We start from the raw sequence: 24683 nt of genomic DNA, 5'->3' as shown, positions 1-24683 counted from the left end.
GCTCAGAAGGCGGCGATCTTGTCTTGCCGGCGCACGGCCCCGTGCAGCCACGCGCCGTTGACGCCCAGCGCGTAGAGCGGCTGGAATCCCTTTCTCTCCGTATCCGGCCGCACCGCGTCGGCCAGGTTGTCCAGCACCAGCCGGGCGCCGTCAGCGTCGGCCACCAGCACGGCATGGCCCTGCCGGCGGTTGGTGTCGACGCCGATGTCGAGGCGCAGGCCCTCGGGGTCGACGCCCAGCGCCACGAGCATGGCCCATTTCAGGATGGCCAGGTCCTCGCAGTCGCCCGCCCCCTTGCGCAGCGTCTCGGCGGGCGAGGCCCAGTAGTCGGCGACGCCGTAGAGGCGGTCGTCCTCGACGAAGCGGACGCCCTGGTTCGCCATCGCGTTCACCGCCTGGATGGCGTCGGCCTCGCTCACCAGCCCGGTCGCCTGCCGCGCGCGCAGCGCCCGCCACTTCTGGACCAGAGGGTCGTCGCAGGCGGCGGCCTCGCCGCACGCGCCGGAGAACAGCAATTCCGGACGTTCCGCCAGGATTTCCTTCCAGCGCGCCGACATGCGCACCGAGGCGACCTTGACGACCGGCGCGCCGAATGCGCCGCTCCAGGCCTGCTCGGCGGAGACCGGCGTCGCCGCAACCGCCAGCGCCAGCGCCGCCAGCGCGGCGAGCATCACCGCCGGGCGGGCGAAGACGCGGCGAACCGCCGCTCCAGCGTTCTCCGCAAGGTTAACCGATTGCTTCTGCTTGCGCTGAACGAACATCATGGCCGAACCCCCGCTGCGGGATACGTTCTCAGGCCAGTGTTTCGTTCGTTCCCGCCCCGGCGTTACTTTTGGGCGCGAGTTGTTTCCCGTTCGCGGCAAGGCTTGCGACGGTCCCCGGAGTCATCGACCGACGTGAAGGCCGCCGGCCGGGTGCGGCACTTCGGACAGCCGCCCCTCGGACGGCTCGCGCGAGCGGCACGGCGGCGTTGCAAATGGTTGCAAGCGTCAGCGGGCGAAACAGAGACTCATGAAATGTGTCCCCGGTTGACACTTCGCGGGATTGCGACGACCACGGCGAACGGAGATGTCCTCCCGATGTCCGCCGACGCGCGGCCTCACGCCCAGGCAACCGCGCCTAAAATCGCGCCAAGGATCGCGCCCATGACCGAACGCGGCGTTCTGCCGGTCGACCCCGCCCTGCTCACTCCGGTGACGATGCGCGTCTCCGCCGACGGGCGAGGCTACGCGCACAGCGTCGTGCGGGTACGCGGCCACGCGGTCCAGATCGACGAGCCGCCGGAGCGCGGCGGCGGCGACCTCGGGCCCGCGCCGACCGAGATGTTCCTGTGCTCGCTGGCCGGCGTCACCAACGTCATCCTGCGCCGCCTCGGCGCGCGCGACGGCGTCGCCATCCGCCATGTCGGCGTCGAACTGGAAGCCGTGCTCGACCGTCGCGGCGTCTGGCTCGCCGAGCCCGTCGACCTGCCGTGGATCGAGGTCCGCCTGCGCGTCGCCGTGGACAGCGACGCCGACGACGCGCGGCTGGCGGTGTGGCGGGAGGACCTGCCGCGCTTCTCGCCCCTCCACACGCTGTTGCGGCAGGCGGGGACGCGGATCGTCGAGACCTGGACGCGCGCGGGGGCGTAGATGGCGCGCCCATCGAGCTGCGCGGGCCTCCGGCCCGCCCGTCCCCGGCCCGGTGCAGCGCCAGCGCAAAGGCGGACGCCAGTCCGCCCCCGAAAGTGCGGGCTCCCAGCCCGCACGGCCCCGGAGCGGTGCAGCGACAGCGGAACCGCATCCGGGGGCCAGCGCAATCTGCTCGCGCGCAGCGCGTCTGAATGGAAAAGGCTGATAAAGCGCCGCTTCGCGGCAGCATCCATGCGCTGGGCCCCGGGCCTGCCTCCGCCAAGGCTCCGGCATCCCGGGGACGGGACGGGCGGGCTTCGCCCGCCCTTTGGGCTGCGGGAAATGGCTCGGCGCGCCGGCTAGCCTCAGCCGGCGAGGCGGTCGGCGACGAAGGCCAGCGCGGCGGGGGCGTCGGCGCCGGTGAGCACGTCGGCCGCGTCGCCGGCGGGGTCGATGACCGTCGCGCCGTCGCGCTCCGAACGGTCGCGGACGACGCGCAGGCGCAGGCGCTCCGGGTGGAACAGCTCGGGCCGGACCGCGTGCAGGATCACGCACGGGTCGTGCAGCGGAAAGGCGTGCGGGCGGCGCTCGGCCTCCGCGACGCCGAGGCTGGCGCGCAAAGCGGCGATGTTGTCGAGATAGGCCCCGTGCAGCTGCCGCGTCAGCGCCGCGAGCGCGCCGCCGCGCGCCGCCAGCCGCTCGGCCCACGCCTCGTCCGCCGCGACCTGCCGCGTCACGTCGAGCGGAACGAGCGTGACCGGAACGCCGGAGGCCAGCACGACGGCGGCCGCCTCCGGGTCGGCGGCGATGTTGAACTCGGCATGGGGAGTGACGTTGCCCCGGTCGCGCACCGCGCCGCCCATGGCGACGACGCCGCCGATGAGCCGCGCCTGCTCCGGCCGCTCGACGATCAGCCGCGCGACGTTGGTCAGCGGCCCCAGCGCCAGGATGCGCACCGCGCCGGCGGGGTGGGAGTCGATCTCGTCGGCCAGCCAGTCGAGCGCCGCGGCCGGGTGCTCGGGCGCGCGAGGCTCGGGCACGTCGATGCCGCCCAGCCCGTCCTCGCCGTGGATGCCGGGCGCGTGGAACGGCTCGCGGGCGAACGGGCGGGCCGCCCCGCGCACCACCGGCACATCCTCCCGGCCGGCCACGCGCAGCAAGGCGCGGGCGTTGCGCGTGGTGTGGTCGATGCCGATATTGCCGGCGACCGTCACCACGCCCCGCACGTCGAGTTCCGGGGATCGGAACGCCAGGAACAGCGCCAGCGCGTCGTCCAGTCCGGGGTCGGTGTCGATGATGACGGGCGCGCCGCGCGTTTCGCTCATGGCTGACCTTTCTACCCACATCCCGGAGTTGACTTCCGCCGCTTTAGCATGAGTCTTGCCAGCCGTGACGCCGCCCGCGCGGCGGACCCGCTTTCCTGCCTGCGCGCGCCGGGCCCCGGACGACCCGCGCCAAAATCGACGGAGACCTGCGATGACGACCCGTTCCCTTCTCGCCTGCGCCGCCGCCGTGCTGGGCGTCGCGCTGGCCGCCGGCCCCGCGCCCGCGCAGGAGAAGAAGACCCTCACCATCTCGATGTGGGGCTTCAACGGGGACAAGCTCGAGGCCTACCTGTTCAAGCCGTTCAAGGAGAAGCACAACGTCGACATCGTGCTCGAGACCGGCAATGCCGGCGACCGGCTGAACAAGGTCAAGATCCGCGGCGGCGGCGTCGACCTGATCTATCTCTCCGACGTGTTCGCGCAGGTCGGGCTGGAGGACAAGCTGTTCGAGAAGATCGACAGCAGCCGCATCCCCAACCTCAAGGACATCTATCCCGCCGCCCAGGCGCCGCTCGGCGAGGGCATGGGCATCGCCTACACGCTCGGCCGCTACGGCATCATCTACGACAGCGCCAAGGTGAACATCACCTCCTGGGCCGACCTGTGGAAGCCGGAGCTGAAGAAGCGCGTCTCCATCCCCGGCTTCAACACCACCGCCGGGCCGGTGACGGTGCTGGTCGCCGCCGCGCGCAAGAACGTGGACGCCTACGCCAACCCCGACGGCGCCTTCGCCAGCCTGACCGAGCTGAAGCCCAACATCGTCAAGAGCTACAACACCGGCTCCGAGATGGTGAACCTGTTCTCGACCGGCGAGATCGTCGCCGCGGCGGCGCAGGACTTCACCTTCCCGCAGGTCAAGGCCGCCGTGCCGACCGCCAAGTGGGCCGACCTCAGCGACGGCGCCTTCGCCACGTTCAACACGGTGAGCATCGTCGTCGGGACCAAGAACAAGCAGCTCGCCGAGGAGTTCATCAACTTCCACCTCTCCCCCGAGGTGCAGAAGAACCTCGCCGTGGCCGGCACCGACGCGCCCGCCAACATGAAGGTCGAGCTGACGCCCGAGCAGGCCGCGCCGTGGACCTACGGGGCCGGCGTGATCTCCAGCCTCAAGCGCATCGACTACGCCAAGCTGAACAAGGCGAAGCCGGACTGGCAGGACCGCTGGAACGACGTCTTCGGCAAGTGACCGCGCCCGCGCCTTCCTTTTCCACGCCTCGCGGGGCGGTCCGCCGCCCCGCCCGTCCCCCGGCCGCCTTGTCCCCGGTTCCCCCATGCGTCGCCTGACACCCTGGCTGCTGCTGGCGCCGGGCCTCCTGCTCGTCGTCGTGGTGCTGCTCGCGCCGGTGCTCAACACCGGCGTGATGCCGTTCGCCTCCGGGCGCGCCGCCTCGCTGTACCAGCGCTTCTTCTTCGGCTCCTACAACCAGGGCGTCATCCTGCGCACGCTGCAGGTCGCCTCGGTGACGACGCTGGTCTCGCTGGCGCTCGGCTTCACGGCGGCCTACGTGGTGTCGCGCGCGCCGGCCGCGCTGAAGAGCCTGCTCATCGTCGCCGCCGTGTTCCCGCTGCTGACCGGAACCGTCGTGCGCTCCTTCGCCTGGATGGTGATCCTCGGGCGCAACGGCATGGCCAACGACGCGCTGCTGAAGCTCGGCCTGACGAGCGAGCCGGTGCAGCTCCTCTACACGCAGTTCGCGGTGGTGGTCGGCCTCGTCTACCTGTTCACCCCGCTGATGATCCTGTCGCTGGTGGGCGTGCTGGAGAACATCGACACCGACCTGCCGCGCGCCGCCGCCTCGCTGGGCGCGCCGCCCCGCGCGGTGTTCCGCCAGGTCGTGCTGCCGCTGGCCACCCCCGGCCTGATCGTCGGCTCGGTGCTGGTGTTCACCGGCAGCTTCACCGCCTTCGCCACGCCGCAGCTGCTCGGCGGCGAGGAGCAGACCGTGCTCGCCACCCTGCTCTACCAGAAGGCCATGGTGACGCTGGACTGGAACGGCGCGTCGACCATCGCCAGCGCCATGGTGGTGATGACTGTCATCGTCGTGCTGCTGATGAACCGGCTGGCGCGCCGCCTCAACCCCGCCTCGGTGTGACATGGCCGCGCCCCGCTCTCCGCTCGATCGCACCCATCCCGGCCTGATCGCCGCCACGGCGGTGGTCTATCTGTTCCTGCTCGGCCCGCTCGTCATCGTGTTCGGCGCGGCGTTCAGCAACACCACCTTCCTCGCCTTCCCGCCGCAGGGCCTGTCGCTGCGCTGGTTCGAGAACGCCTTCGCCAACTCCGCCTTCCGCGCCTCCTTCGTCACCTCGATGCAGGTGGCGTTCGGCGGGACCGGGCTGGCGCTGCTGCTGGGCGTGCCGGCCGCCTACGCGATGAGCCGCTACCGGGTGCAATTGCCGAAGGCGCTGTCGGTGATGTTCGTGCTGCCGATCCTGATCCCGGAGATCGTCGCCGGCTTCTCGATGCTGCGCTTCCTGCAGGTGTCGCTCGGCCTGCCGGTCGTCGCGGCGCTGCTGCTCGGCCACGCTCTGCTGGTGCTGCCCTACACGGTGCGGGTGATCGGCGCGAGCCTGGCGGCGTTCGACTTCAGCGCCGAGGAGGCGGCGATCAGCCTCGGCTCGCCGCCGCTCAAGACGTTCGTCACCATCGTGCTGCCGAACATCCGCTCGGGCGTCATCGCCGCCTTCGTGCTGGCCTTCATCACCTCGCTGAACGACGTATCGATCAGCGTCTTCCTGACCGGGCCGGGGGTGAGCACGCTGCCCATCCAGATCCTCTCCTATGTCGAGCAGTTCTTCGACCCGACGGTCGCCTCCGTCTCGGTGCTGCTCATGGTCCTCACCGTGGCCGTCATGGCCGCCGTCGAGCGCACGCTCGGCCTCACAACCTTCACGAAGTAGTCCCGTGACCCAGAGCCTCGCCCTCGACCACGTCACCGCGCATTACGGCACCACAAGGGTGCTCGAGGACCTCTCGATCCGCATCGCCGCCGGGGAGCTCGTGTCGCTGCTCGGCGCCAGCGGCTGCGGCAAGACGACCACGCTGCGCCTCGTCGCCGGGTTCATGACCCCGACCGAGGGGACGATCCGCCTGGGCGAGCGCGACCTGACGCGGCTGCCCGCGCACCGGCGCGACATCGGGCTGGTGTTCCAGAACTACGCGCTGTTCCCGCATCTCAGCGTCGCCGACAATGTCGGCTTCGGGCTGCGCCAGCGCGGCGTCGCGCCGGACGAGCGCGGCCGCCGCGTCGCCGCCATGCTGGAGCGCGTCGGCCTCGCCGCGCTGGCCGACCGCTACCCGGCGGCGCTGTCGGGGGGCCAGAAGCAGCGCGTCGCGCTGGCCCGCGCGCTCGTCATCGAGCCGCAGCTGCTGATGTTCGACGAGCCGCTCTCCAACCTCGACGCCAAGCTGCGCGTCGACATGCGCGTCGAGATCCGCGAGCTGCAGCGCGCCAACGGGGCCACTGCCGTCTACGTGACGCACGACCAGGAGGAGGCGTTCTCGATCTCCGACCGCGTCGCCATCATGGACGCCGGGAGGATCGTGCAGCTCGACACGCCCGAGACGCTGTACCAGCGACCCAACTCCGAGTTCGTGGCGCGCTTCGTGGGGTTCGAGAACATGATTCCGCTCGCCGTGACGCGCCGCGAGGCCGGCGTGGCGATCGCGGAGGGAGCGGAGGGCACGCGGCTCGCCCTGCCGGAGGCCGAGTTCGGCCGCGTCCCGGACCGCTTCGTGCTCGGCGCGCGCCCGGCTGGCCTCGCCGTGACGGACGCGGACGCTCCACTCGGCATCCCGGCGACGCTGGGCTTGCGCACCTATCTCGGCCGCGCCTATCAGTACCAGTGCCGCACGCCGGGCGGCGCGCTCGTCGCCGACGGCCCGCTCGACCGGCCGCTGGAAACAGGCCAGGCGGCGCGCCTCGTGCCCCTCGCGCAGCAATGCTGCATCCTGCCCGACGCCGGGCGGCGCTGACCTTTTTCACCCAACAAGGAGTCCAGGCGTGAGCGCACTCGACCAGGTTCTCGCCCGCATCGACGCCGATCTCGACGCGAGCCTCGACCGGCTCTTCGCGATGATCCGCATCCCGAGCATCTCGACCGATCCGGCGCACAAGGCGGACTGCCGCCGCACCGCCGAATGGCTGGCCGCCGAACTCGCCGCCATCGGCTTCGACGCCTCGGTGCGCGACACGCCCGGCCACCCGATGGTGGTCGCGCACGACCCCGACGGAAAGGGCAAGCCCGGCCCGCACGCGCTGTTCTACGGCCATTACGACGTGCAGCCGGTCGACCCGCTGGCGCTGTGGCATTCCGACCCGTTCGAGCCGAGGCTGGAGAAGCAGCCCGACGGCGAGACCTGGATCACCGGGCGCGGCGCCTCCGACGACAAGGGCGCGCTGCTGACCTTCGTGGAGGCCTGCCGCGCCTGGAAAGCGGTGAACGGCGGCCTGCCGATCAACGTCTCGATGCTGTTCGAGGGCGAGGAGGAGTCGGGCAGCCCGAGTCTGCGGCCGTTCCTGGAGGCGCACCGGGACGAGCTGTCGCTCGACGTGGCGCTGGTCTGCGACACCGACATGTGGGACCGCGAGACGCCGGCCATCACGATGATGCTGCGCGGGCTGGTGGGCGAGGAGGTGGTGATCACCGCCGCCAGCCGCGACCTGCATTCAGGCATGTTCGGCAACGCCGCGCGCAACCCGATCCACCTGCTCACCGCCATCCTCGCCGGCCTGCGCGACGCCGACGGGCGGGTGACGCTGCCGGGCTTCTACGACGGCGTGAAGGAGCTCGCCCCGGAAATCCGCGCGCAGTGGGAGCGCCTGCCTTTCGACGAGGCCGCCTTCCTGGCCGATGTCGGGCTGTCGATCCCGGCCGGAGAGGCCGGGCGTTCGGTGCTGGAGCAGGTGTGGACGCGCCCGACCTGCGAGGTCAACGGCATCGTCGGCGGCTATATCGGCGAGGGCTTCAAGACGGTGATCCCGTCGAAGGCCTCGGCCAAGGTGTCGTTCCGCCTCGTGGAGGGGCAGGACCCCGAGACGATCCGCGCCGCCTTCCGCGCCCATGTGCGCGCCATGGTCCCGGCCGACTGCACGGTGGAGTTCCACCAACACGGCGGCAGCCCGGCGCTGGCGCTGCCGGTCGACAGCCCGGTGCTGCGCAAGACGCTCGACGCCCTCACCCGCGAATGGGGCCGCGAGGCCGCGCTCGCCGGCACGGGCGGGTCGATCCCGATCGTCGGCGACTTCAAGCGCCTGCTCGGCATGGATTCGCTGCTCGTCGGCTTCGCGCGGTTCGACAACCGCATCCATTCGCCGAACGAGAAATACGACCTGTCGAGCTTCCACCACGGCATCAGGTCGTGGGCGCGCATCCTCGACGCGCTGTCGAAGTGAGGGACGGGCGGCCCGGCGGCCGCCCGCGTTCGCGCTACTCGGCGGCCTCCTTGCGGGAGGCCTCCTGGATGAGGGTCCACACCGCCAGCGGCGTCGCCGGCATGTCGACGTGGCGCACGCCGTAGCCGGAGAGCGCGTCGACCACCGCGTTCATCACCGAGGGCAGCGAGCCGGCGCAGCCGGCCTCGCCGCAGCCCTTGGCGCCGAGCGGATTGTGCGGCGTCGGGCGCGGGCGGCTCTCGAAGGTGAACACGGGCGGCGCGTCGGCGGCGCGCGGCAGGCGGTAGTCCATGTAGGAGCCGGTGACGAGCTGGCCGTCCTCGTCGAACAGCGTCTGCTCCATCAGCGCCTGCCCGATGCCCTGCACGACGCCGCCGTGCAGCTGGCCCTCGACCAGCATCGGGTTCACCACGGTGCCGAAGTCGTTGACCATGACGTAGCTCACCACCTCGGTCTCGCCCGTCGCCGGGTCGATCTCGACCTCGGCGATGTGGCAGCCGTTCGGGTAGGCGGAGGGGGCCTGCTTGAACACGTGGTCGACGCTCAGCGTCTTCGGCAGGTCGGGCGGCAGGTCGAGGCCCTCGTTCAGCCGGGCCGCGAGATCCATGATGTCGATGCCCCGGTCCGTGCCGGCGATGGTGAAGCGGCCCTTGGCGAACTCGATGTCGGCGACGCCGGCCTCGAGCACCCAGGCGGCGACGCGCCGGCCCTTCTCGACGACCAGCTCGCTCGCCTCGACGATGGCCGCGCCGCTGGCCATGATCGACTTGGAGCCGCCGGTGCCGCCGCCGGCGATCAGCTTGTCGCTGTCGCCCTGCAGCAGGCGCACGCGGCCGAACGGCACGCCGAGCTTCTCGTGCAGCACCTGGGCGAAGGCCGACCAGTGGCCCTGCCCGTAGTCGAGCGTGCCGGTGACGATGGTGACCGTGCCGTCCGCCTCGAAATGCAGGCCGCCCATCTCGTTGCTCGGCGGCGCGGTGACCTCGAGGTAGCAGCCGATGCCGCGCCCGCGCAGCTTGCCGCGCCGGTGGCTGTCGCGCCGCCTCGCGGTGAAGCCCTTCCAGTCCGCCGCCTCCAGCGCGCGGTCGAACAGGCCGGGGAAGTCGCCGGAATCGTAGACGGTGCCGGCCGGCGTCGCCCAGGGCAGCTGCTCCGGCGTCACCATGTTGCGGCGGCGCAGCTCGACCTTGTCGATGCCCATCTCGGCGGCGGCCGTGTCGATCAGCCGCTCCATGTAGTAGTTGCCTTCCGGCCGGCCGGCGCCGCGATAGGCGCCGATCGGCACCGTGTTGGTGACGGCGCAGACCGTGTTCACCTCCACCAGCGGCGTGCGGTACATGCCGATCGAGTTCTTGGCGATGTTGAGCGTCGTCATCATCGGCCCGACGGCCGTGAGGTACGCGCCCATGTTGCCGTAGCCGGTGAAGCGCGTGGCGAGGAAGCGGCCGCGCTTGTCCAGCGCCAGCTCCGCCACGACCTCCATGTCGCGCCCGTGATGGTCCGAGACGAAGCTCTCGGAGCGCTGGTCGGTCCATTTCACCGGCTTGCGCAGTTCGCGGGCGGCGTGCATCAGGCAGACATATTCCGGGAACACCGAGCCCTTCATGCCGAACGAGCCGCCGACATGGCCGGTGACGAGGTGCATCTTGTCGTGCGGCACGCCCATCGCGTCGGCGAGGTTGTTGCGCTTTCCGAACACGCCCTGGCTCGGCGCGTAGAGCGTGAAGCGGCCGGACTTGCGGTCGTAGCTCGCCACCGCGGCGCGCGGCTCCATGGCGTTGACGACGACGCGGTTGTTGAGGAGCGACAGGCGCGTCACGTGCGCCGCCTTGGCGAAGGCGGCCGCCACCTTCTCGGCGTCGCCGTAGTGATAGTCGAGGATGCGGTTGCCCGGGGCCTCGTCGTAGAGCAGCGGCGCGCCGGGCTTGATGGCGTCCTCGACGCGGGTGACGGCCGGCAGCACGTCGATGTCGAGCGTCACCGCCTCGGCGGCGTCGCGCGCCTGCAGCGCCGTCTTGGCGACGACCACCGCCACGGGGTCGCCGACGAAGCGCACCTTGTCGGAGGCCAGCGCCAGCCGCACCGGCTTGGTCATCGGCGAGCCGTCCCGGTTGGCGAAGCCCATGACGCATTTCAGCGCGCCGTAATTCATGGGAGCGAGGTCGGCGGCGGTGTAGACCGCTACCACGCCGGGCATCGCCCGGGCGGCCTCGGCGTCGACGCCCTTCAGCACGCCGTGCGCGTGCGGGCTTCGCACGAAGGCCGCGTAGAGCTGGCCGGGAAGGCTGACATCGTCGGTGTAGCGGCCCTCGCCGCGCACGAGGATGGGGTCCTCCTGGCGCTTGACGGGCTGGCCGATGCCGAACTGCATCGTGGCGACATCGTCGGGGGGCGTCCGCACGTTCATGTACACACCATGGGTCGAATGGGGGGCGGGGCCGGACGGGCGCGAGGCGGCCGCGGCGACGCCCGGGAGAGCCGGGGGCCTGGATCAGTTTAGCGCGTCGGTTGGCCGGGGCGAGGGGGGTCGCGTCATTTCTCCTGCCCGGCCAGCGCAAGCCTGCGCCGGCGCGGGCGGGAGGCGCCGGCCGCCTATTTGGCCAGTTTCATGTTGCGGAACAGCACGTAGCCGTCGCCCGACACCTCGACGCCGGAGATTTTGGCGCTGAGCGCGAAGAGCGGGCGCTGGTGGTAGAGATAGATCACCGCGCGGTCCTTGCCGATGGCCTTGGCGAGGTCGTGGAAGGCCTGCTTGCGCTTCTCGGGGTCGGTCTCGGTGCGGGTGAGCGCGGCGATGCGGTCGACCTGCGGGTTGGCGTACTTGCCGACGTTGCGGTTGCCGGCCGAGTGCAGCGACATGTAGGTCACGGCGTCGGGATCGTTGGCGTTCTGCGGCCCGATCGGCCCCCAGGCCTGGAAATCGCCCTGCTCGGTCATGCTCAGCGTGGTGGCGAACTCGACGACCTTCAGCTTCATGTCGAAGCCGGCCTCGCTCGCCATCGACTGCATCATCTCGGCGACGCGCACCGCCAGCGGCCGGTTGGGCACCAGCAGCTCGAACGGCACGGGCTGCGTGTAGCCGGCGTCCTTGAGAATCTGCTTCGCCTTCGCCGCGTCGCGCGGCGGCATCGGCAGGCTCTTCTCGTAATAGGGGGAGCTCGGCGGCACCGGCTGGTTGCCGGCCACGTACTGGCCGTTGAACGCGACCTCGTTGATCGCCTGGCGGTCCAGCGCCAGCTCGAACGCCTCGCGCACGCGCGGGTCGCGGCCCATCGGGTTGTCGGCGGCCTTGGAGTTCCCGATGTTGACGACGATGCTCTGGTAGTTGAGCGGGTCGACCGCCAGCAGCTTGAGCTGCGGGTTCTTCTGCACGGTGACCGCGTCGGCCGGGCTCAGCCGCTCGATGATGTCGAGGTCGCCGGACATCAGGTTGGCCAGGCGCACCGTGTCGTCGGGAATGACGCGGAACGTGATGCGGTCGATCGGGTAGGCGGCCTTGTTCCAGTAGTCGGCGAAGCGCTCGACCACGACGCGGTCCTGCGCGACGCGTTCGACGAACTTGTACGGCCCGGAGCAGACGGGGGCGCGGCCGAAATTCGCGCCCGCCGCCTCGGCCGCCTTGGGCGAGATGATCGCCCCGGTGCGCTCGGCGAACTTGGCGAGCAGCGGAGCGCTGGCCTCCTTGAGCTGCACGATCACCTTGGAGCCGTCCGTCGTCACCTTGTCGATGGCGGTGAGGTCGGCGCGGCGCGCCGAGCCGGTCAGGTTCATGGCGCGGTCGATGTTGTACTTCACCGCCTCGGCGTTGACCGGAGTGCCGTCGTGGAAGACCACGCCGTCGCGGATGGTCATGGTCAGCGTCTTGCCGTCCGGCGACCACGTCCACTGGGTGGCGAGGCCCGGCTGGAACTGCATGGACTGGTCGAGCATGACCAGCCGATCGCACAGCGCGTTGAGGATCGTCTCCGCCGCCGAGGTGCGGTTGAGGTGCGGGTCGAGCGCGTCGGCGTCATCGGCGAGGCCGAAGCGCAGATGCACGCCCTGCGCCGAGGCGGCGGTGGCGAACGCCACCACCGAGGCGACGAGCGAGGCTTTCAGGAGCTGGCGAAACATGGGAACCCCGGAGGCAGGTCTGAACTGGTGGGTGTCCATTTTGAACAGATCATGGCCGGCCGGTCCATCCCCGCGCTTCGGTCAGGACTGCGCCTCGAGCATCGAGCGGAAGCGCGCCAGCGCCACGCCGAGGAACAGCGCGCCGATGCCGGCCATCAGCAGCATCTGCGGCCAGACGATGTCGATGCCTGCGCCGCGATAGAGGATGGCCTGGGCGAAGGCGACGAAGTGCGTCGAGGGCGAGAGCTGCATGATCCATTGCAGCGCCTGCGGCATGGTCTCCAGCGGCGTCGTCGCGCCCGACAGCAGGTTCATGACCACGAAGATCGGGATCGCCAGCAGGCCGAGCTGCGGCATCGAGCGCGCGACGGTGGCGATCAGCACGCCGAGCGAGGTGACGGCGAACAGGTAGATCGTCGCGCCGGCGGTGAACAGCGCGGTCGAGCCGGGGATCGGCACGCCGAGCGCGAGGCGCACCACGAGGTGAAGCGACAGCACCGCCGCGAGCAGGATCACCGCGCCATTGGCCCAGATCTTGGCCGCCGCGATCTCGCTCGGCCGCAGCGGCATCACCAGCAGGTGCTCGATGGTGCCGTGCTCGCGCTCGCGCACCACCGCCGCGCCGACGAGCACGATGGACAGGATGGTGACGTTCTCGATGACCTGCATCACCGCCGTGAACCACACGCCTTCGAGGTTGGGATTGAACAGCGCGCGCGAGGTCGGCTCCAGCGCCGCCGTGAGCAGCCCGTCCATGCCCAGCGCCGCCGCGCACTCCTGCGCGACGATGGACTGGATGTAGCTCGCCCCGGTCAGCGCCTGCGTCATCGCCGTGGCGTCGACATTGATCTGCAGCGACGGCTTGCGGCCGGCCAGCAGGTCGGCCTCGAAGCGCGGCGGCACCTGGATGACGAAGGTGTACGCGCCGCGATCCATGCCGGCGTCGAGCTCGGAGCCGTCGATCAGCACCGGGGTGCGGAAGAAGGGCGGGCGCAGCGCGTCGCGGATGCGCGCCGACAGCATCGAGCGGTCGAGGTCGACCACCGCGATGCTGGCGTTGTGGACGTCCATCCGCGTCCCGTTGGCGACGGAGTAGACCGCCACCGAGAAGGCGTAGACGACCAGCACCGTCATCACCGTGTCGCGGCGCAGGCTGGCCAGCTCCTTGAGCCCGAGGCGGAAGACGTTGGCGAACCAGCGGCTCATGTCAGGCCTCCTGCTTGCGCAGCAGCAACCGCGCGGCGGCCATGAACGCCATGGCGAAGGCGCCCAGCGCCGCGAAATCCACGAGGAACGCGTTCAGCGGCAGCCCCTTGGCGAACACGCCGATGCTGATCGACTGGAACCACGAGGCCGGGAACAGCAGGCCCATCCAGCGCGATACGCCCTCCAGGCCTCCGGTGGGGTACAACAGGCCCGAGAAGTTCACGGCGGGAAGGATGGTGAGGATGGCGGTGGCGAAGATCGCCGCGACCTGCGTGCGCACGAAGGTGGAGACGAGCAGGCCGAAGGCGGTCGCCGCCGCGACGTAGAGCAGCGCCCCGCAGGCCAGCGCCAGCAGGGAGCCGCGCGGCCACACGCCGAAGACGAGGCCGGCGAGCAGGCTGAGCGTGATGAAGGTGACGAAGCCGATGGCGACGTAGGGGGCCTGCTTGCCGAGCAGGAACTCGCCGACCGTGGCGGGCGAGACCGCGAGGTTGACGATGGAGCCCATCTCCTTCTCGCGCACCACGCCGACGGCGGTGAGCATGGCCGGGATCAGCATCAACAGCAGCATGATGATGCCCGGCGTGATGGCGAACACGCTGCGGAAAGCCTGGTTGTAGCGGAAGCGCGGCTCGATGGAGAGCGGCAGCACCTCCAGCCCGCGCCCGGTGGAGCGCCGCGCCAGATCCTGCAGGGCGGAGATGACCACGCCCTGGGCGTAGCCGCGCGCCGTCTCGGCGCGGAAGGTGTTGCTGCCGTCCAGCCAGAGGCTCATCTGCGGCGCGCGGCCCTGCATCAGGTCGCGCCCGAAATTGGGAGCGATGTCGATGGCGAGGCGGATTTCGCCCGCCTTCAGGCGCTGGTCGATGTCGAACTCGGACACGAGCGGCCGGCGCTCGTCGAAATAGCGCGAGCTGGAGAAGGCGGCGATGAACTCCCGGCTCTCGGCCGAGCGGTCGCGGTCGAGCGCCGCGAAGGGCAGGCGCTCGACGTCGAAGGAGATGCCGTAGCCGAAGGTGACGAGCAGCAGCAGCGGACTCAGCACGGCGAAGGCGAGGCGGATCGGATCGCGCCACAGCTCCAGCGCCTCGCGCCTTGCGAAGGCGGCGATGCGCGCCCCCGAGGCGGCCATCGGCGTAGGCGGCGGCGCCTCCGCCGGGCGGGCCCGCGGCGCGTCGGACGCGGCCGGCCCCGCCGCCTCCCCGCGCGAGGCCGCGGCCTCCTCCAGCCAGGCGACGAACGCCTCCTCCAGGTCGCCTCCGCCGCGCTCGGCCGCCAGCTCGGCCGGCGCGCCGACCGCCAGCACCCGGCCGGCGTCCATCAGCGAGATGCGGTCGCAGCGCGCCGCCTCGTTCATGAAGTGCGTCGAGACGAAGATGGTGACGCCCTCGCGGCGGGAGAGGTCGAGCAGCAGCCGCCAGAACAGGTCGCGCGCGCCCGGATCGACGCCCGAGGTCGGCTCGTCGAGGATGAGGACCTCGGGACGGTGCAGGCAGGCGGCGGCGAGCTGCAGGCGCTGGCGCATGCCGAGCGGCAGCGAGGCCGGCAGCGCGTCGGCGACGCGGGAGAGGTCGAAACGCTCGAGCGCCTGGGACGTGGCCGCGTCCGCCTCCCGGCCCGGGAGCCCATAGAGCCGGCCGTGCAGCGCGAGGTTGGCGCGCACCGTCAGCTCCTCGTAGAGGGAGAAGGACTGCGACATGTAGCCGACGCGCCGGCGCACCTCGATGTCTCCGTCGCCGACCGGCGCGCCGAGCAGGTGCGCCTCCCCCTCGCTGGCGGGCAGCAGGCCGGTGAGCATCTTCATCGTCGTCGTCTTGCCGCAGCCGTTGGAGCCGAGGAAGCCGAAGATCTCGCCGCGCTCGATGCGAAAGCTCACTTGGTCGACGGCCACGAAGTCGCCGAACCGCTTGGTCAGCCCCGTCGCGTCGATGGCCGGCGGCCCCTCGCGCGGGACGCGCGGCTCGACCGTGAAGGCCGCGTCAGGCCCGCGCCGCTCGGGGCGCTGAAGCGAGCGGTAGGCCGCCTCCAGCGTCGCCGCGCCGGCGCGCGCCAGCAGCTCGGGCAGGGTGCCCTGCGCCAGCGCCTTGCCCTCGTCCAGCGCCACCACGCGGTCGAAGCGCGCCGCCTCCTCCATGTAGGCGGTGGAGACCAGCACGGTCATGCCCGGGCGCTCGGCCCGGAACTCGTCGACGAGCCGCCAGAACTGCCGCCGCGACAGCGGATCGACGCCGGTGGTCGGCTCGTCGAGCACCAGCAGGTCAGGCTCGTGGACCAGCGCGCAGCACAGAGCGAGCTTCTGCTTCATGCCGCCGGAGAGCTTGCCCGCCGGACGGTCCGGGAACGGCGACAGTCCAGTCGCGCGCAGCAGCCGGTCGATGCGCTCGCCCTGCGCCGGCACGCCGAACAGCCGCGCGAAGAAGGCGATGTTCTCGCGCACGGACAGCGTGGCGTAGAGGCTCGCGCCCAGTCCCTGCGGCATGTAGGCGATGCGCGGCGACACCGTGTCGCGGTGGCGGGGCAGCGCCATCGACCCGCCCAGCGCCTCCACCGTCCCCTGCTGGATGCGCTTCGCCCCCGCGACCAGCGCCAGCAGCGTCGACTTGCCGACGCCGTCCGGCCCGATCACCGCCGTGGCGAGGCCGGCCGGCACGTCGAGGTCGACGGCGTCGAGCGCCAGCGTGGCGCCGTAGCGGTGCGTGACGCCGGCGAGGCGCGCCGCGAGCGGCTCAGCGGGCATCGGGCAGGTTCGGCGCCAGCGCCGCCGGCCACGGCGCGTCGGGCGCCAGCTTGACGTAGCCGACGCCGGTGAGCCCGGCCTTGACGTAGCGCGAATAGGTGTCCAGCAGCTTCGGCTCGATGGCGAGCTTGACGCGGTACATCAGCTTCTCGCGCTCGTCCGCCGTCTCGACGTATTTCGGCGTGAACTGCGCCTCGCCGGCGACGAAGGAGACCGTCGCCGGCACGACGAAGTTCGGCGCGGCGTCGAGCACGATGCGCCCCTCGCCGCCGAGCGCCACGCGCCCCGCCTCCCCGGTGGGCAGGAACAGCGTCATCGTCACGTCGCTGAGGTCGAGCAGCGTCGCCACGCGCCCGCCGGCGGCGATCACCTCGCCCGGCTGGGCCAGCTTGTACTCGACGCGGCCGGTCACCGGCGCGCGCAGGGTCAAATCGTTCAGCACCGCCTCGACCTGCGCCAGCTGGGCGCGGGCGGCCTCGACGGCCGCGGCGGCGTCGCTCACCGCCGCGTTGGCGGCGGCGAGGCTGGCGGTCGCCACGTCACGCTGGGCGGTGCGGCGGTCCAGCTCGGCCGTGGCGGCGATGGACTTGCGCTCCAGCTCGGCGGTGCGCCCCACCTCGACCTCGGCCAGCTTGAGGTCGGCCGCCCGGATGGCGACCTCTGCCTTGGCGCGGCTGACACCCTCCTCGGCGCGCCGCACCGCCGCGCGGGCGGCGGCGACCTGCGCCACCGTCTCGGCGGCGTCCATGCGCCCCACGACGTCGCCGCGCTTCACCGCGTCGCCCTCGCGCACCAGGATTTCGGCGACGCGGCCGGGATACTTGGTCGAGACGTCGGCGCGCTCCACCTCGATGCGGCCGTTGGCCCGCGCGAAGCCCTCCGGCACGCGCTGCGCCTCGTAGCGCCGCCAGGCGAACACGCCCACCGCCACGGCCGCCGCGACGGCGACCAGCGCCAGGAGCGGCACGATGCGGGGAGCCTGGATCGACATGGGGGTCCTTGTTCGCGGGGCCGGCGCGGCGGCGGGCGGTTACAGACTAGCCGCCCCGCCGCATCGCCGCAAAGCTCGCGCCATGGCGGGAGCGGGTGGAGGCGCGGGCCCGCCCGTGCCAATATCCGCGCCCTGTTCCGACTCGCCGACCGGGAAGCCGCATGTCCGACGACGCCACCAGACGCAGCCCGCAGCGCCCCGTGCGCAAGGGGGACCACGTGTTCCTCGTGGACGGCTCGTCCTACATCTTCCGCGCCTACCATGCGCTTCCGCCCCTGACGCGCAAGTCCGACGGGCTGCCCGTCGGGGCCGTGGCGGGCTTCTGCAACATGCTGTGGCGGCTCTTGCGCGATTCCGTGGCGGGCGAGAAGCCCACCCACCTCGCCGTGGTGTTCGACTACTCGGCCACCACGTTCCGCAACGCCATGTACGACCAGTACAAGGCGCACCGGCCGGAGCCGCCGGAGGACCTGCGGCCGCAGTTCCGGCTGATCCGCGAGGCGGTGCGCGCCTTCGACATTCCCTGCGTCGAGCAGGAGGGCTTCGAGGCGGACGACATCATCGCCACCTATACGCGCGTCGCCTGCGAGGCCGGCGCGACCACCACCATCGTGGCCTCCGACAAGGATCTGATGCAGCTCGTCGGCAACGGCGTGTCGATGTACGACTCCATGAAGGAGAAGCGCATCGGCCGCGACGAGGTGATCGAGAAGTTCGGCGTGCCTCCCGAGAAGGTCGTCGACGTGCAGGCGCTGATCGGCGACAGCGTCGACAACGTGCCGGGCGTGCCGGGCATCGGCGTCAAGACGGCGGCGCAGCTCATCAACGAGTTCGGCGATCTCGAGAGCCTGCTGTCGCGCGCCGGCGAAATCCGCCAACCCAAGCGCCGCGAGACGCTGGTCGCCAACGCCGAGCAGGCGCGCCTGTCGCGCAAGCTGGTGCTGCTCGACAAGCACGTGCCGCTCGACCACCCGCTCGACACGGTCGGCGTGCACGATCCCGACCCGAAGCGCCTCGTCGCCTTCCTGAAGGCGATGGAGTTCACCGCTGTCACCCGGCGCGTCTGCGACGCCTACGGGCTGGAGAGCGGCGACATCGAGGCCGACGCAACCCTCGCCTCCCCCGGCGCGGGCGGCGTGTGGGCGGTTCCCGGCGGCGCGCCCGTCGCGCCGGCGCGCGGGCCGGACCTCGACAGCCCGCCCTCGCCGGCCGATCCCGCCTCCGCCGCGCCGTCGCGCCCCGCCGCGCCGGCGGGCCCGACGCCCACCCACGCCGCCGGCGCCGCCGCGGCCGCCGCGCGCGCCACGCCGGTCGACCGCTCGCGCTACGAGACGGTGCGCGACCTCGCCCGGCTCGACGCCTGGATCGCCGAGGCGACCGAGGCCGGGATCGTCGCCTTCGACACCGAGACCACCTCGCTCGACGCCATGCAGGCGGAGCTGGTCGGCGTGTCGCTGGCGACCGCGCCCAACCGCGCCTGCTACATCCCGCTCGGCCACCGCGGCGAGGGCAAGGGCGACCTGTTCGGCGGGGCCGACCTGCTGCCCGGACAGCTCGACCTGCGCGCGGCGCTGGAGAGGTTGAAGCCGCTGCTGGAGGACCGCGCCGTCCTCAAGATCGCGCACAATCTCAAGTACGACTGGCAGGTGCTGAGTCGTTACGGCATCCAGGCCGGGCCGGCCGACGACACCATGCTGCTCTCCTACGTGCTCGACGCCGGGCGCACCGGCCACGGCATGGACGAGCTTTCGGAGAAGCTGCTGGGCCACCGCCCCATCCAGTTCAGCGAAGTGGCGGGCATGGGCAAGAGCTTCATCGGCTTCGCCCGCGTCTCGATCGAGCGCGCCACGGAATACGCGGCGGAGGACGCCGACGTGACGCTGCGCCTGTGGCGCGTGCTGAAGCCGCGCCTGCCGGCCGAGGCCATGGCCGCGGCCTACGAGACGCTGGAGCGCCCGCTCGTCACCGTGCTCGGGCGCATGGAGGCGCGCGGCGTCAGCATCGACCGGCAGATCCTGTCGCGCCTGTCGGGCGAGTTCGCGCAGGGCATGGCGCGGCTCGAGGCGGAGATCCACCAGCTTGCCGGCGAAACCTTCAACCTCGGCTCGCCGAAGCAGCTCGGCGACATCCTGTTCGGCAAGATGGGCCTGCCCGGCGCGAAGAAGACCGCCACCGGCGCGTGGTCGACCTCCGCCGGCGTGCTCGACGAGCTGGCCGAGCAGGGCCACGAACTGCCCTCGCGCATCCTGGAATGGCGGCAGCTGGCCAAGCTGAAATCCACCTACGCGGACGCGCTGCCGGGCTACGTCCACCCGCGCACGCACCGCGTCCACACCTGCTTCTCGATGGCGTCGACGACGACCGGCCGGCTGTCCTCGTCCGAGCCCAATATCCAGAACATCCCGATCCGCACCGAGGAGGGCCGGCGCATCCGCGCCGCCTTCGTCGCCGCGCCGGGCCACAAGCTGATCTCCGCCGACTATTCGCAGATCGAGCTGCGGGTGCTGGCCCACATCGCCGACATCCCGCAATTGCGCCAGGCCTTCGCCGACGGCATCGACATCCACGCCATGACCGCCTCGGAGATGTTCGGCGTGCCGGTGAAGGGCATGGACCCGGCCGTGCGCCGGCGCGCCAAGGCGATCAATTTCGGCATCATCTACGGCATCTCGGCCTTCGGCCTCGCCAACCAGCTCGGCATCCCGCGCGAAGAGGCCGGGGCCTATATCCGCAAGTATTTCGAGCGCTTCCCGGGGATTCGCGACTACATGGAGAGCACGCGGCGGTTCGCGCGCTCCAACGGCTTCGTCAGCACGGTGTTCGGGCGCAAGGCGCACTACCCGCAGATCAACTCGAAGAACCCGTCCGAGCGCGCCTTCATGGAGCGGGCCGCCATCAACGCGCCGATCCAGGGCTCGGCCGCCGACATCATCCGCCGCGCCATGGTGCGCATGGAGCCGGCGCTGGACGCCGCGAAGGTGGACGCGCGCATGCTGCTGCAGGTGCACGACGAGCTGGTGTTCGAGGTTCCCGACGACGACGTCGAGCGCGCCATCCCGATCATCCGCGACGTCATGGAAAACGCGCCGCACCCGGCGGTGACGCTCTCCGTGCCGCTGCAGGTGGACGCGCGCGCCGCCCACAACTGGGACGAGGCGCACTGAGCGCGGTGGGGCGGCTCAGACCTTGAGCCGGTAGAACCCCACCGCGTTGCCGCCGAACACGGCGATGCGCTCGCCCGCGCCGCACGCCTGCATCAGCGTTTCGGCGGCGTCGACCCAGCGCTGGTAGGAGCTGGCCAGCGTGCACACCGGCCAGTCCGACCCGAAGATCAGCCGCCCCGCGCCGAAGCAGTCGAGCAGGTGGTCCGTGTACGGGCGCAAATCGTCGACGGTCCACTCCGGCCCGGCCTCGGTGACGAGGCCGGAGAGCTTGCAATAGGCCTGCGTCCGCGACGCGATCCGGGCCATGTCGCGCGCCCAGTCGTCGAACGCGCGGTCGCGGATCGCTGGCTTGGAGCCGTGGTCGACGACGATGCGCAGTTCGGGATAGCGCTCGGCCAGATGCAGCAGGTTGGGCAGGTGCCGGGGATGGGTCAGCGCGTCGAAGGCGAGGTCGTGGGCGATCAGTGCGCGGAAGGCGGCGTCGAGCTCCGGCTTCAACATCCAGTCGACGTCGGCGATGTCCTGGATCATCGGCCGCATGCCCTTGAGCAGCGGGTGGCGGGCCAGCCGGTCGATCTCGTCGACGGCGTCCGCCGCCTCGAAGTCGCACCAGCCGACCACGCCCTTCACGAACTCGGTCGAGTCGGCGATGCCGAGCATGTAGTCGGTCTCGGCCACGGTGGGGGCGGCCTGCACGAGCACGGTGCCCTGCATGCCGGCCTTCTCCAGCAACGGGCCGAGATCCTCGGGGCCGAAGCTGCGGAACAGCGGCTTCAGCTCCGGCGTCAGCCAACCGTAGTCGCCGCGCGCCAGATGCCAGAAGTGCTGATGGGCGTCGATTCGCAGTGTCATGCCCCCAGCCTCTCCCTCAATGCGGCCTGCGCGTGGCGAAGGCCGCGCTCACGCTTCCGGCCTGACGATACCTTTCTTCAGGATGATGTTGCCGTAAAGCCTCCGCTCGCCGCTGACCACCACGGCGAAGGCGTTGCGGGCGCGCTCGTAGAAGGCGAAGCGCTCCAGCGAGGCGAGGCGGAAGCTCTCCCCCTCCCGGGCGGCCATGACGCGGCGGAACTCGCCGAAGATGGGCATCTCGGCGGTGGGATCGCCCACCACCTCCATGCGCCAGGCGGCGTCCGGCGTGAACGTGTCGAGCGGCATGACGGAGAGCACCGCGTCGAGGATGCGCACCGCGTCGACGCCGTCCAGGCGGATCAGCGGCCGGCCCGTCGTGGCGGCCGGGAAATTGGCGTCGGCGATGACGATGTCGTCGCCGTGGCCCATCGCCCGCAGCGTGGCGAGCAGGTCGGGGCCGAGAAGCGGGTCGATCGATTTCAGCATGGGTGTATCCTGTCAGCATGTCGGAACGACGGCGGCGCGGGCGCCGGAACCGCGCCGCCCCGACGCACCTTAAGCCGGGCGGAGCCGCGCCGCACGGGGGCTCGACGCATTCGCCCGCGGCAAACCCCGGCCCGGGTTTCGCCGTTGTCCACAGGACGCCGGCGGGGCCGCCATGTTTTCGGGCCCTCCCCCGCGTGTTAGGAACGGAGACAGCCGTGACCAAGCCAGCGCCGCTCGATTCGGAGACAGGGATGACGTCGAAGCTCGACCAGCTCAAGACCATGACCGTGGTGGTCGCCGACACCGGCGACATCGAGTCGATCCGCGCCTTCCGGCCGACGGACTGCACGACCAACCCGACGCTGATCCTGAAAGCCGCCCAGATGCCCGCCTACGCGGAAATCCTGGAGGAGGCGCTGGCGTGGGGCCGCCGCCAGGGCGGCTCGCGCGAGGCGGTGGTCGCCGCCATCGGCGACCGCCTGGCGGTGAATTTCGGCGCGGAACTGACGCGGATCGTTCCCGGCCGCGTCTCGACGGAGGTCGACGCGGATCTGTCCTTCGACACGGCGCGAACGGTGGACAAGGCCCGCGCCATCATCGCCGCCTACGAGGCGCGGGGGATCGGCCGCGAGCGCATCCTGGTGAAGATCGCCTCGACGTGGGAGGGCATCCGCGCCGCCGAGATCCTCCAGCGCGAGGGGATCGACTGCAATTTGACCCTGCTGTTCAGCCTGGTCCAGGCCGTGGCCGCCGCCGAGGCGAACGCGTTCCTGATCTCGCCCTTCGTCGGCCGCATCCTCGACTGGTACGCCAAGGCCGAAGGGCGCGGCTACGAGCCCGAGGAAGACCCGGGCGTGCTCTCGGTGCGGCGCATCTACGCCTATTACAAGCGGCACGGCCACAAGACGGTGGTGATGGGCGCGTCGTTCCGCAGCACCGGCGAGATCGAGGCGCTGGCGGGCTGCGACCGGCTGACCATCGCGCCGTCGCTGCTGGAGGCGCTGTCGCGCGACACGACGCGGCTGGAGCGCAAGCTCGACCCGATCGTCGCCGCCCAGGCGGGCGGCGAGCGTATCGCCGTGGACGAGGCCGGCTTCCGCTTCGCGCTCAACGAGGACGCCATGGCCACCGAGAAGCTGGCCGAGGGCATCCGCATGTTCGCCAAGGACCTGCGCACCCTGCGCGGCATGATCGCCGAGAAGCTGGAGGCGGTGGTCGCCGCCTGAGCGCGGCCCGCGTCACGGCGGGGAGGTTGAAATCAGCGACCGACTGCGTCGCGTCGGCAAAGGCTGAACCGAGCGGCGGGCGTACCGGCGGCGGGGTTTGAACCCGACGGCCGGCGACGTCGCGCCGGCCGAGGCGGAACCGAGCCTTTGGCCCCTCGCCGCCGCGTCAGCCCAGCGTGGTCGGTGCGACGATCATGCCCCGGCGGCCTTCGCTGCCGTTGCCATTGCCCCCGCCATTGCCGTTGCCGTTACCGTTGTTGCCGCCGCCGTTACCGCCGCCGTTGCCGTTACCGCCGTTGCCATTGCCTCCGGCGTTCCCGTTTCCGTTGCCGCCAGCGTTGCCGTTCCCATTACCGCCGCCGTTGCCGCCGCCGTTGCCGTTACCGCCGTTGCCATTGCCTCCGGCGTTCCCGTTTCCGTTACCGCCAGCGTTGCCGTTCCCATTACCGCCGCCGTTGCCGTTGCCGCCGGCGTTGCCGTTGCCGCCGGCGTTGCCGTTGCCGCTGTCGGCGTTGCCTTTGCCCCCGGCGTTGCCATTGCCGCCGGCGTTACCGTTACCGTTCCCGCCGCCGTTCCCGTTGCCGTTACCGTTCCCGCTGCCGCCGCCGAAGCCGCCGCCGGCGCCATTTCCGACGCCGTTCCCCCCGGCGTTGCTGTTGCCCGGCCCGGCGTTGGCGTTGCCGCTCGCGGCGGCGCCGACGCCTCCCGCGTTGCTGGCGCCCGACTTGCCGGAGGCGTCGCCGCTCTTGCCCGGCGTCGCGCCGGGGACCGAGAGGCCGGCCGGGACGCTGACGCCCGCCTTGACGGCGGCGTTGACGAGCGCCGCGCCGGCGGCGGCCAACGCCGCGCGCTGCGCCGGCGTGGTCGCGGCGAGGAAGGTCCAGTCGCGCTGGCCGATGCCGCGCGGCGCGGACAGGCCGCCGCCCCGCGCGCCGACGGCGAGGCCCGGCGTGAGGTCGTGGCAGCCGCCGCCGCCGCACACCGAGACGGCGCCGTCGTGCAGCGCCACGTCGGAATTGCGACCGGCGACCCGCACGTCGAAGGCGGTGCCGCGCACCGCGATGGTCGCGTTGGGCGTGCGCACGTTGTAGCGGTGCGGCCGGTAGCCCGAACCGCTGATAAAGCGAAACGCGCCGCGGATGAGGTTGAAGCTGAGCCAGGGCTCGGGCTCGCCCTTGAACACGAACGTGTCGAGCACGACCTCGGCGGCCGGCCCGACGGCCAGTGTCGTGTTGTCGCTGAAGGTGATGACGAGCGCCGCGTCCTTGCCCGTGCGGATCGCCTCGTCGCGGTGCACCGGGTCGCCGCTGCTCAGCCGTCGCGCGCTGCCATCGAGCAGGGCCACCGCCTCGGCGCGCACGAAAGTGACCTCGCCGACGACCGACGACGCCCGTGCAGCGCCCGGCCGCAGGATCAGGCCGATCGCGAGGCCCAAGGCCAAAAAGATAATGAGCGCCCGAAACCGGCGATACACGGAGATCAACCGCTAATCGTTGAAGGTTTCAGGACTCAACCACGCAATACAGGCGACCACAACCAACTTGCAGATTGTATTTTTATCGTAAGAGCAAGCTTAG

The 24683-nt window shown here is 71.3% G+C and carries 18 protein-coding genes; 8 read left to right on the top strand and 10 right to left on the bottom strand.

The features are described 5' to 3' along the window. Positions 1 to 2 precede the first annotated feature (2 nt). Positions 3 to 764, bottom strand: a complete 762-nt coding sequence (locus NK718_RS05760; RefSeq protein WP_254739505.1) for a transglutaminase-like cysteine peptidase — start codon at positions 762 to 764, stop codon at positions 3 to 5. Positions 765 to 1145: 381 nt separating this feature from the next. Here NK718_RS05760 and NK718_RS05755 point away from each other — a divergent pair, with 381 nt between their 5' ends. Then, positions 1146 to 1631: an OsmC family protein gene (locus NK718_RS05755; protein WP_254739503.1), complete on the top strand. Its 486-nt coding sequence runs from the start codon at positions 1146 to 1148 to the stop codon at positions 1629 to 1631. A 344-nt stretch (positions 1632 to 1975) separates the two neighbouring features. On the opposite strand, the gene NK718_RS05750 is transcribed toward NK718_RS05755, so the two are convergent. Continuing rightward, entirely contained in the window at positions 1976 to 2935 is a 960-nt protein-coding gene (locus NK718_RS05750) for a nucleoside hydrolase (protein WP_254739501.1), read from the bottom strand. A 151-nt stretch (positions 2936 to 3086) separates the two neighbouring features. Here NK718_RS05750 and NK718_RS05745 point away from each other — a divergent pair, with 151 nt between their 5' ends. The 5 genes from NK718_RS05745 to NK718_RS05725 all read left to right on the top strand — a co-directional run bounded on the left by NK718_RS05745 (position 3087) and on the right by NK718_RS05725 (position 8331). After that, positions 3087 to 4121 carry an ABC transporter substrate-binding protein gene (locus tag NK718_RS05745; RefSeq protein ID WP_254739499.1) on the top strand — a complete coding sequence of 345 codons (1035 nt, stop codon included), beginning with the start codon at positions 3087 to 3089 and terminating at the stop codon, positions 4119 to 4121. An 85-nt stretch (positions 4122 to 4206) separates the two neighbouring features. Then, positions 4207 to 5028 carry an ABC transporter permease gene (locus tag NK718_RS05740; RefSeq protein WP_371877224.1) on the top strand — a complete coding sequence of 274 codons (822 nt, stop codon included), beginning with the start codon at positions 4207 to 4209 and terminating at the stop codon, positions 5026 to 5028. 1 nt (position 5029) lies between these two features. Beyond that, a complete protein-coding gene (locus NK718_RS05735) occupies positions 5030 to 5836 on the top strand; it encodes an ABC transporter permease (RefSeq protein WP_254739497.1) in 807 nt (268 codons plus the stop codon). 4 nt (positions 5837 to 5840) lie between these two features. Further along, on the top strand, positions 5841 to 6911 hold the full coding sequence (locus NK718_RS05730) for an ABC transporter ATP-binding protein (protein ID WP_254739495.1): 1071 nt from the start codon (positions 5841 to 5843) through the stop codon (positions 6909 to 6911). Positions 6912 to 6939: 28 nt separating this feature from the next. Then, positions 6940 to 8331 carry a dipeptidase gene (locus NK718_RS05725; protein ID WP_254739494.1) on the top strand — a complete coding sequence of 464 codons (1392 nt, stop codon included), beginning with the start codon at positions 6940 to 6942 and terminating at the stop codon, positions 8329 to 8331. Positions 8332 to 8365: 34 nt separating this feature from the next. Here NK718_RS05725 and NK718_RS05720 read toward each other — a convergent pair whose 3' ends face one another. The 5 genes from NK718_RS05720 to NK718_RS05700 all read right to left on the bottom strand — a co-directional run bounded on the left by NK718_RS05720 (position 8366) and on the right by NK718_RS05700 (position 17378). Beyond that, the gene (locus NK718_RS05720; RefSeq protein ID WP_254739493.1) at positions 8366 to 10738 is read right to left on the bottom strand and encodes a xanthine dehydrogenase family protein molybdopterin-binding subunit; all 2373 of its coding nucleotides are present in this window, start codon (positions 10736 to 10738) and stop codon (positions 8366 to 8368) included. A gap of 185 nt (positions 10739 to 10923) precedes the next feature. Continuing rightward, positions 10924 to 12444, bottom strand: coding sequence for an ABC transporter substrate-binding protein (locus NK718_RS05715; RefSeq protein ID WP_254739492.1), 1521 nt, complete (start codon positions 12442 to 12444; stop codon positions 10924 to 10926). Between the two features lie 81 nt (positions 12445 to 12525). Further along, positions 12526 to 13650: an ABC transporter permease gene (locus NK718_RS05710; protein WP_254739491.1), complete on the bottom strand. Its 1125-nt coding sequence runs from the start codon at positions 13648 to 13650 to the stop codon at positions 12526 to 12528. Between the two features lies 1 nt (position 13651). Beyond that, a complete protein-coding gene (rbbA, locus tag NK718_RS05705) occupies positions 13652 to 16387 on the bottom strand; it encodes a ribosome-associated ATPase/putative transporter RbbA (RefSeq protein WP_254739490.1) in 2736 nt (911 codons plus the stop codon). After that, entirely contained in the window at positions 16377 to 17378 is a 1002-nt protein-coding gene (locus NK718_RS05700) for an HlyD family secretion protein (protein ID WP_254739488.1), read from the bottom strand. Before NK718_RS05700 ends, rbbA begins: the two co-directional genes overlap by 11 nt. A gap of 161 nt (positions 17379 to 17539) precedes the next feature. Between NK718_RS05700 and polA the strand changes: the two genes are divergently transcribed. Further along, positions 17540 to 20542 (top strand): DNA polymerase I, encoded by a 3003-nt coding sequence (gene polA / locus NK718_RS05695; RefSeq protein ID WP_254739486.1) that lies wholly within the window; start codon positions 17540 to 17542, stop codon positions 20540 to 20542. A 15-nt stretch (positions 20543 to 20557) separates the two neighbouring features. On the opposite strand, the gene NK718_RS05690 is transcribed toward polA, so the two are convergent. Then, complete coding sequence (locus NK718_RS05690; RefSeq protein WP_254739484.1) at positions 20558 to 21394, bottom strand: amidohydrolase family protein; 837 nt, start codon at positions 21392 to 21394, stop codon at positions 20558 to 20560. Between the two features lie 48 nt (positions 21395 to 21442). Then, the gene (locus NK718_RS05685; RefSeq protein WP_254739482.1) at positions 21443 to 21880 is read right to left on the bottom strand and encodes an RbsD/FucU family protein; all 438 of its coding nucleotides are present in this window, start codon (positions 21878 to 21880) and stop codon (positions 21443 to 21445) included. Between the two features lie 251 nt (positions 21881 to 22131). Between NK718_RS05685 and tal the strand changes: the two genes are divergently transcribed. Beyond that, positions 22132 to 23106: a transaldolase gene (gene tal / locus NK718_RS05680; protein ID WP_254739480.1), complete on the top strand. Its 975-nt coding sequence runs from the start codon at positions 22132 to 22134 to the stop codon at positions 23104 to 23106. Positions 23107 to 23272: 166 nt separating this feature from the next. Here the strand turns inward: tal and NK718_RS05675 are convergent, their stop codons facing one another. After that, a complete protein-coding gene (locus NK718_RS05675; protein ID WP_254739479.1) occupies positions 23273 to 24547 on the bottom strand; it encodes a FecR family protein in 1275 nt (424 codons plus the stop codon). Positions 24548 to 24683 lie beyond the last annotated feature (136 nt).

The organism is Alsobacter ponti, from assembly GCF_024294805.1.
In the GTDB taxonomy this organism is placed as follows: domain Bacteria; phylum Pseudomonadota; class Alphaproteobacteria; order Rhizobiales; family Beijerinckiaceae; genus Alsobacter; species Alsobacter ponti.
The sequence above is the reverse complement of the archived record's forward strand: the minus strand, read 5'-3'. Positions and strand labels throughout refer to the sequence as shown.

Coding starts and splice junctions, on each gene's coding strand:
- NK718_RS05760 (WP_254739505.1), bottom strand. CDS start 764: ATGATGTTCGTTCAGCGCAAGCAGAAGCAATCGGTTAACCTTGCGGAG.
- NK718_RS05755 (WP_254739503.1), top strand. CDS start 1,146: ATGACCGAACGCGGCGTTCTGCCGGTCGACCCCGCCCTGCTCACTCCG.
- NK718_RS05750 (WP_254739501.1), bottom strand. CDS start 2,935: ATGAGCGAAACGCGCGGCGCGCCCGTCATCATCGACACCGACCCCGGA.
- NK718_RS05745 (WP_254739499.1), top strand. CDS start 3,087: ATGACGACCCGTTCCCTTCTCGCCTGCGCCGCCGCCGTGCTGGGCGTC.
- NK718_RS05740 (WP_371877224.1), top strand. CDS start 4,207: ATGCGTCGCCTGACACCCTGGCTGCTGCTGGCGCCGGGCCTCCTGCTC.
- NK718_RS05735 (WP_254739497.1), top strand. CDS start 5,030: ATGGCCGCGCCCCGCTCTCCGCTCGATCGCACCCATCCCGGCCTGATC.
- NK718_RS05720 (WP_254739493.1), bottom strand. CDS start 10,738: ATGAACGTGCGGACGCCCCCCGACGATGTCGCCACGATGCAGTTCGGC.
- NK718_RS05715 (WP_254739492.1), bottom strand. CDS start 12,444: ATGTTTCGCCAGCTCCTGAAAGCCTCGCTCGTCGCCTCGGTGGTGGCG.
- NK718_RS05710 (WP_254739491.1), bottom strand. CDS start 13,650: ATGAGCCGCTGGTTCGCCAACGTCTTCCGCCTCGGGCTCAAGGAGCTG.
- rbbA (WP_254739490.1), bottom strand. CDS start 16,387: ATGCCCGCTGAGCCGCTCGCGGCGCGCCTCGCCGGCGTCACGCACCGC.
- NK718_RS05700 (WP_254739488.1), bottom strand. CDS start 17,378: ATGTCGATCCAGGCTCCCCGCATCGTGCCGCTCCTGGCGCTGGTCGCC.
- polA (WP_254739486.1), top strand. CDS start 17,540: ATGTCCGACGACGCCACCAGACGCAGCCCGCAGCGCCCCGTGCGCAAG.
- NK718_RS05690 (WP_254739484.1), bottom strand. CDS start 21,394: ATGACACTGCGAATCGACGCCCATCAGCACTTCTGGCATCTGGCGCGC.
- NK718_RS05685 (WP_254739482.1), bottom strand. CDS start 21,880: ATGCTGAAATCGATCGACCCGCTTCTCGGCCCCGACCTGCTCGCCACG.
- tal (WP_254739480.1), top strand. CDS start 22,132: ATGACGTCGAAGCTCGACCAGCTCAAGACCATGACCGTGGTGGTCGCC.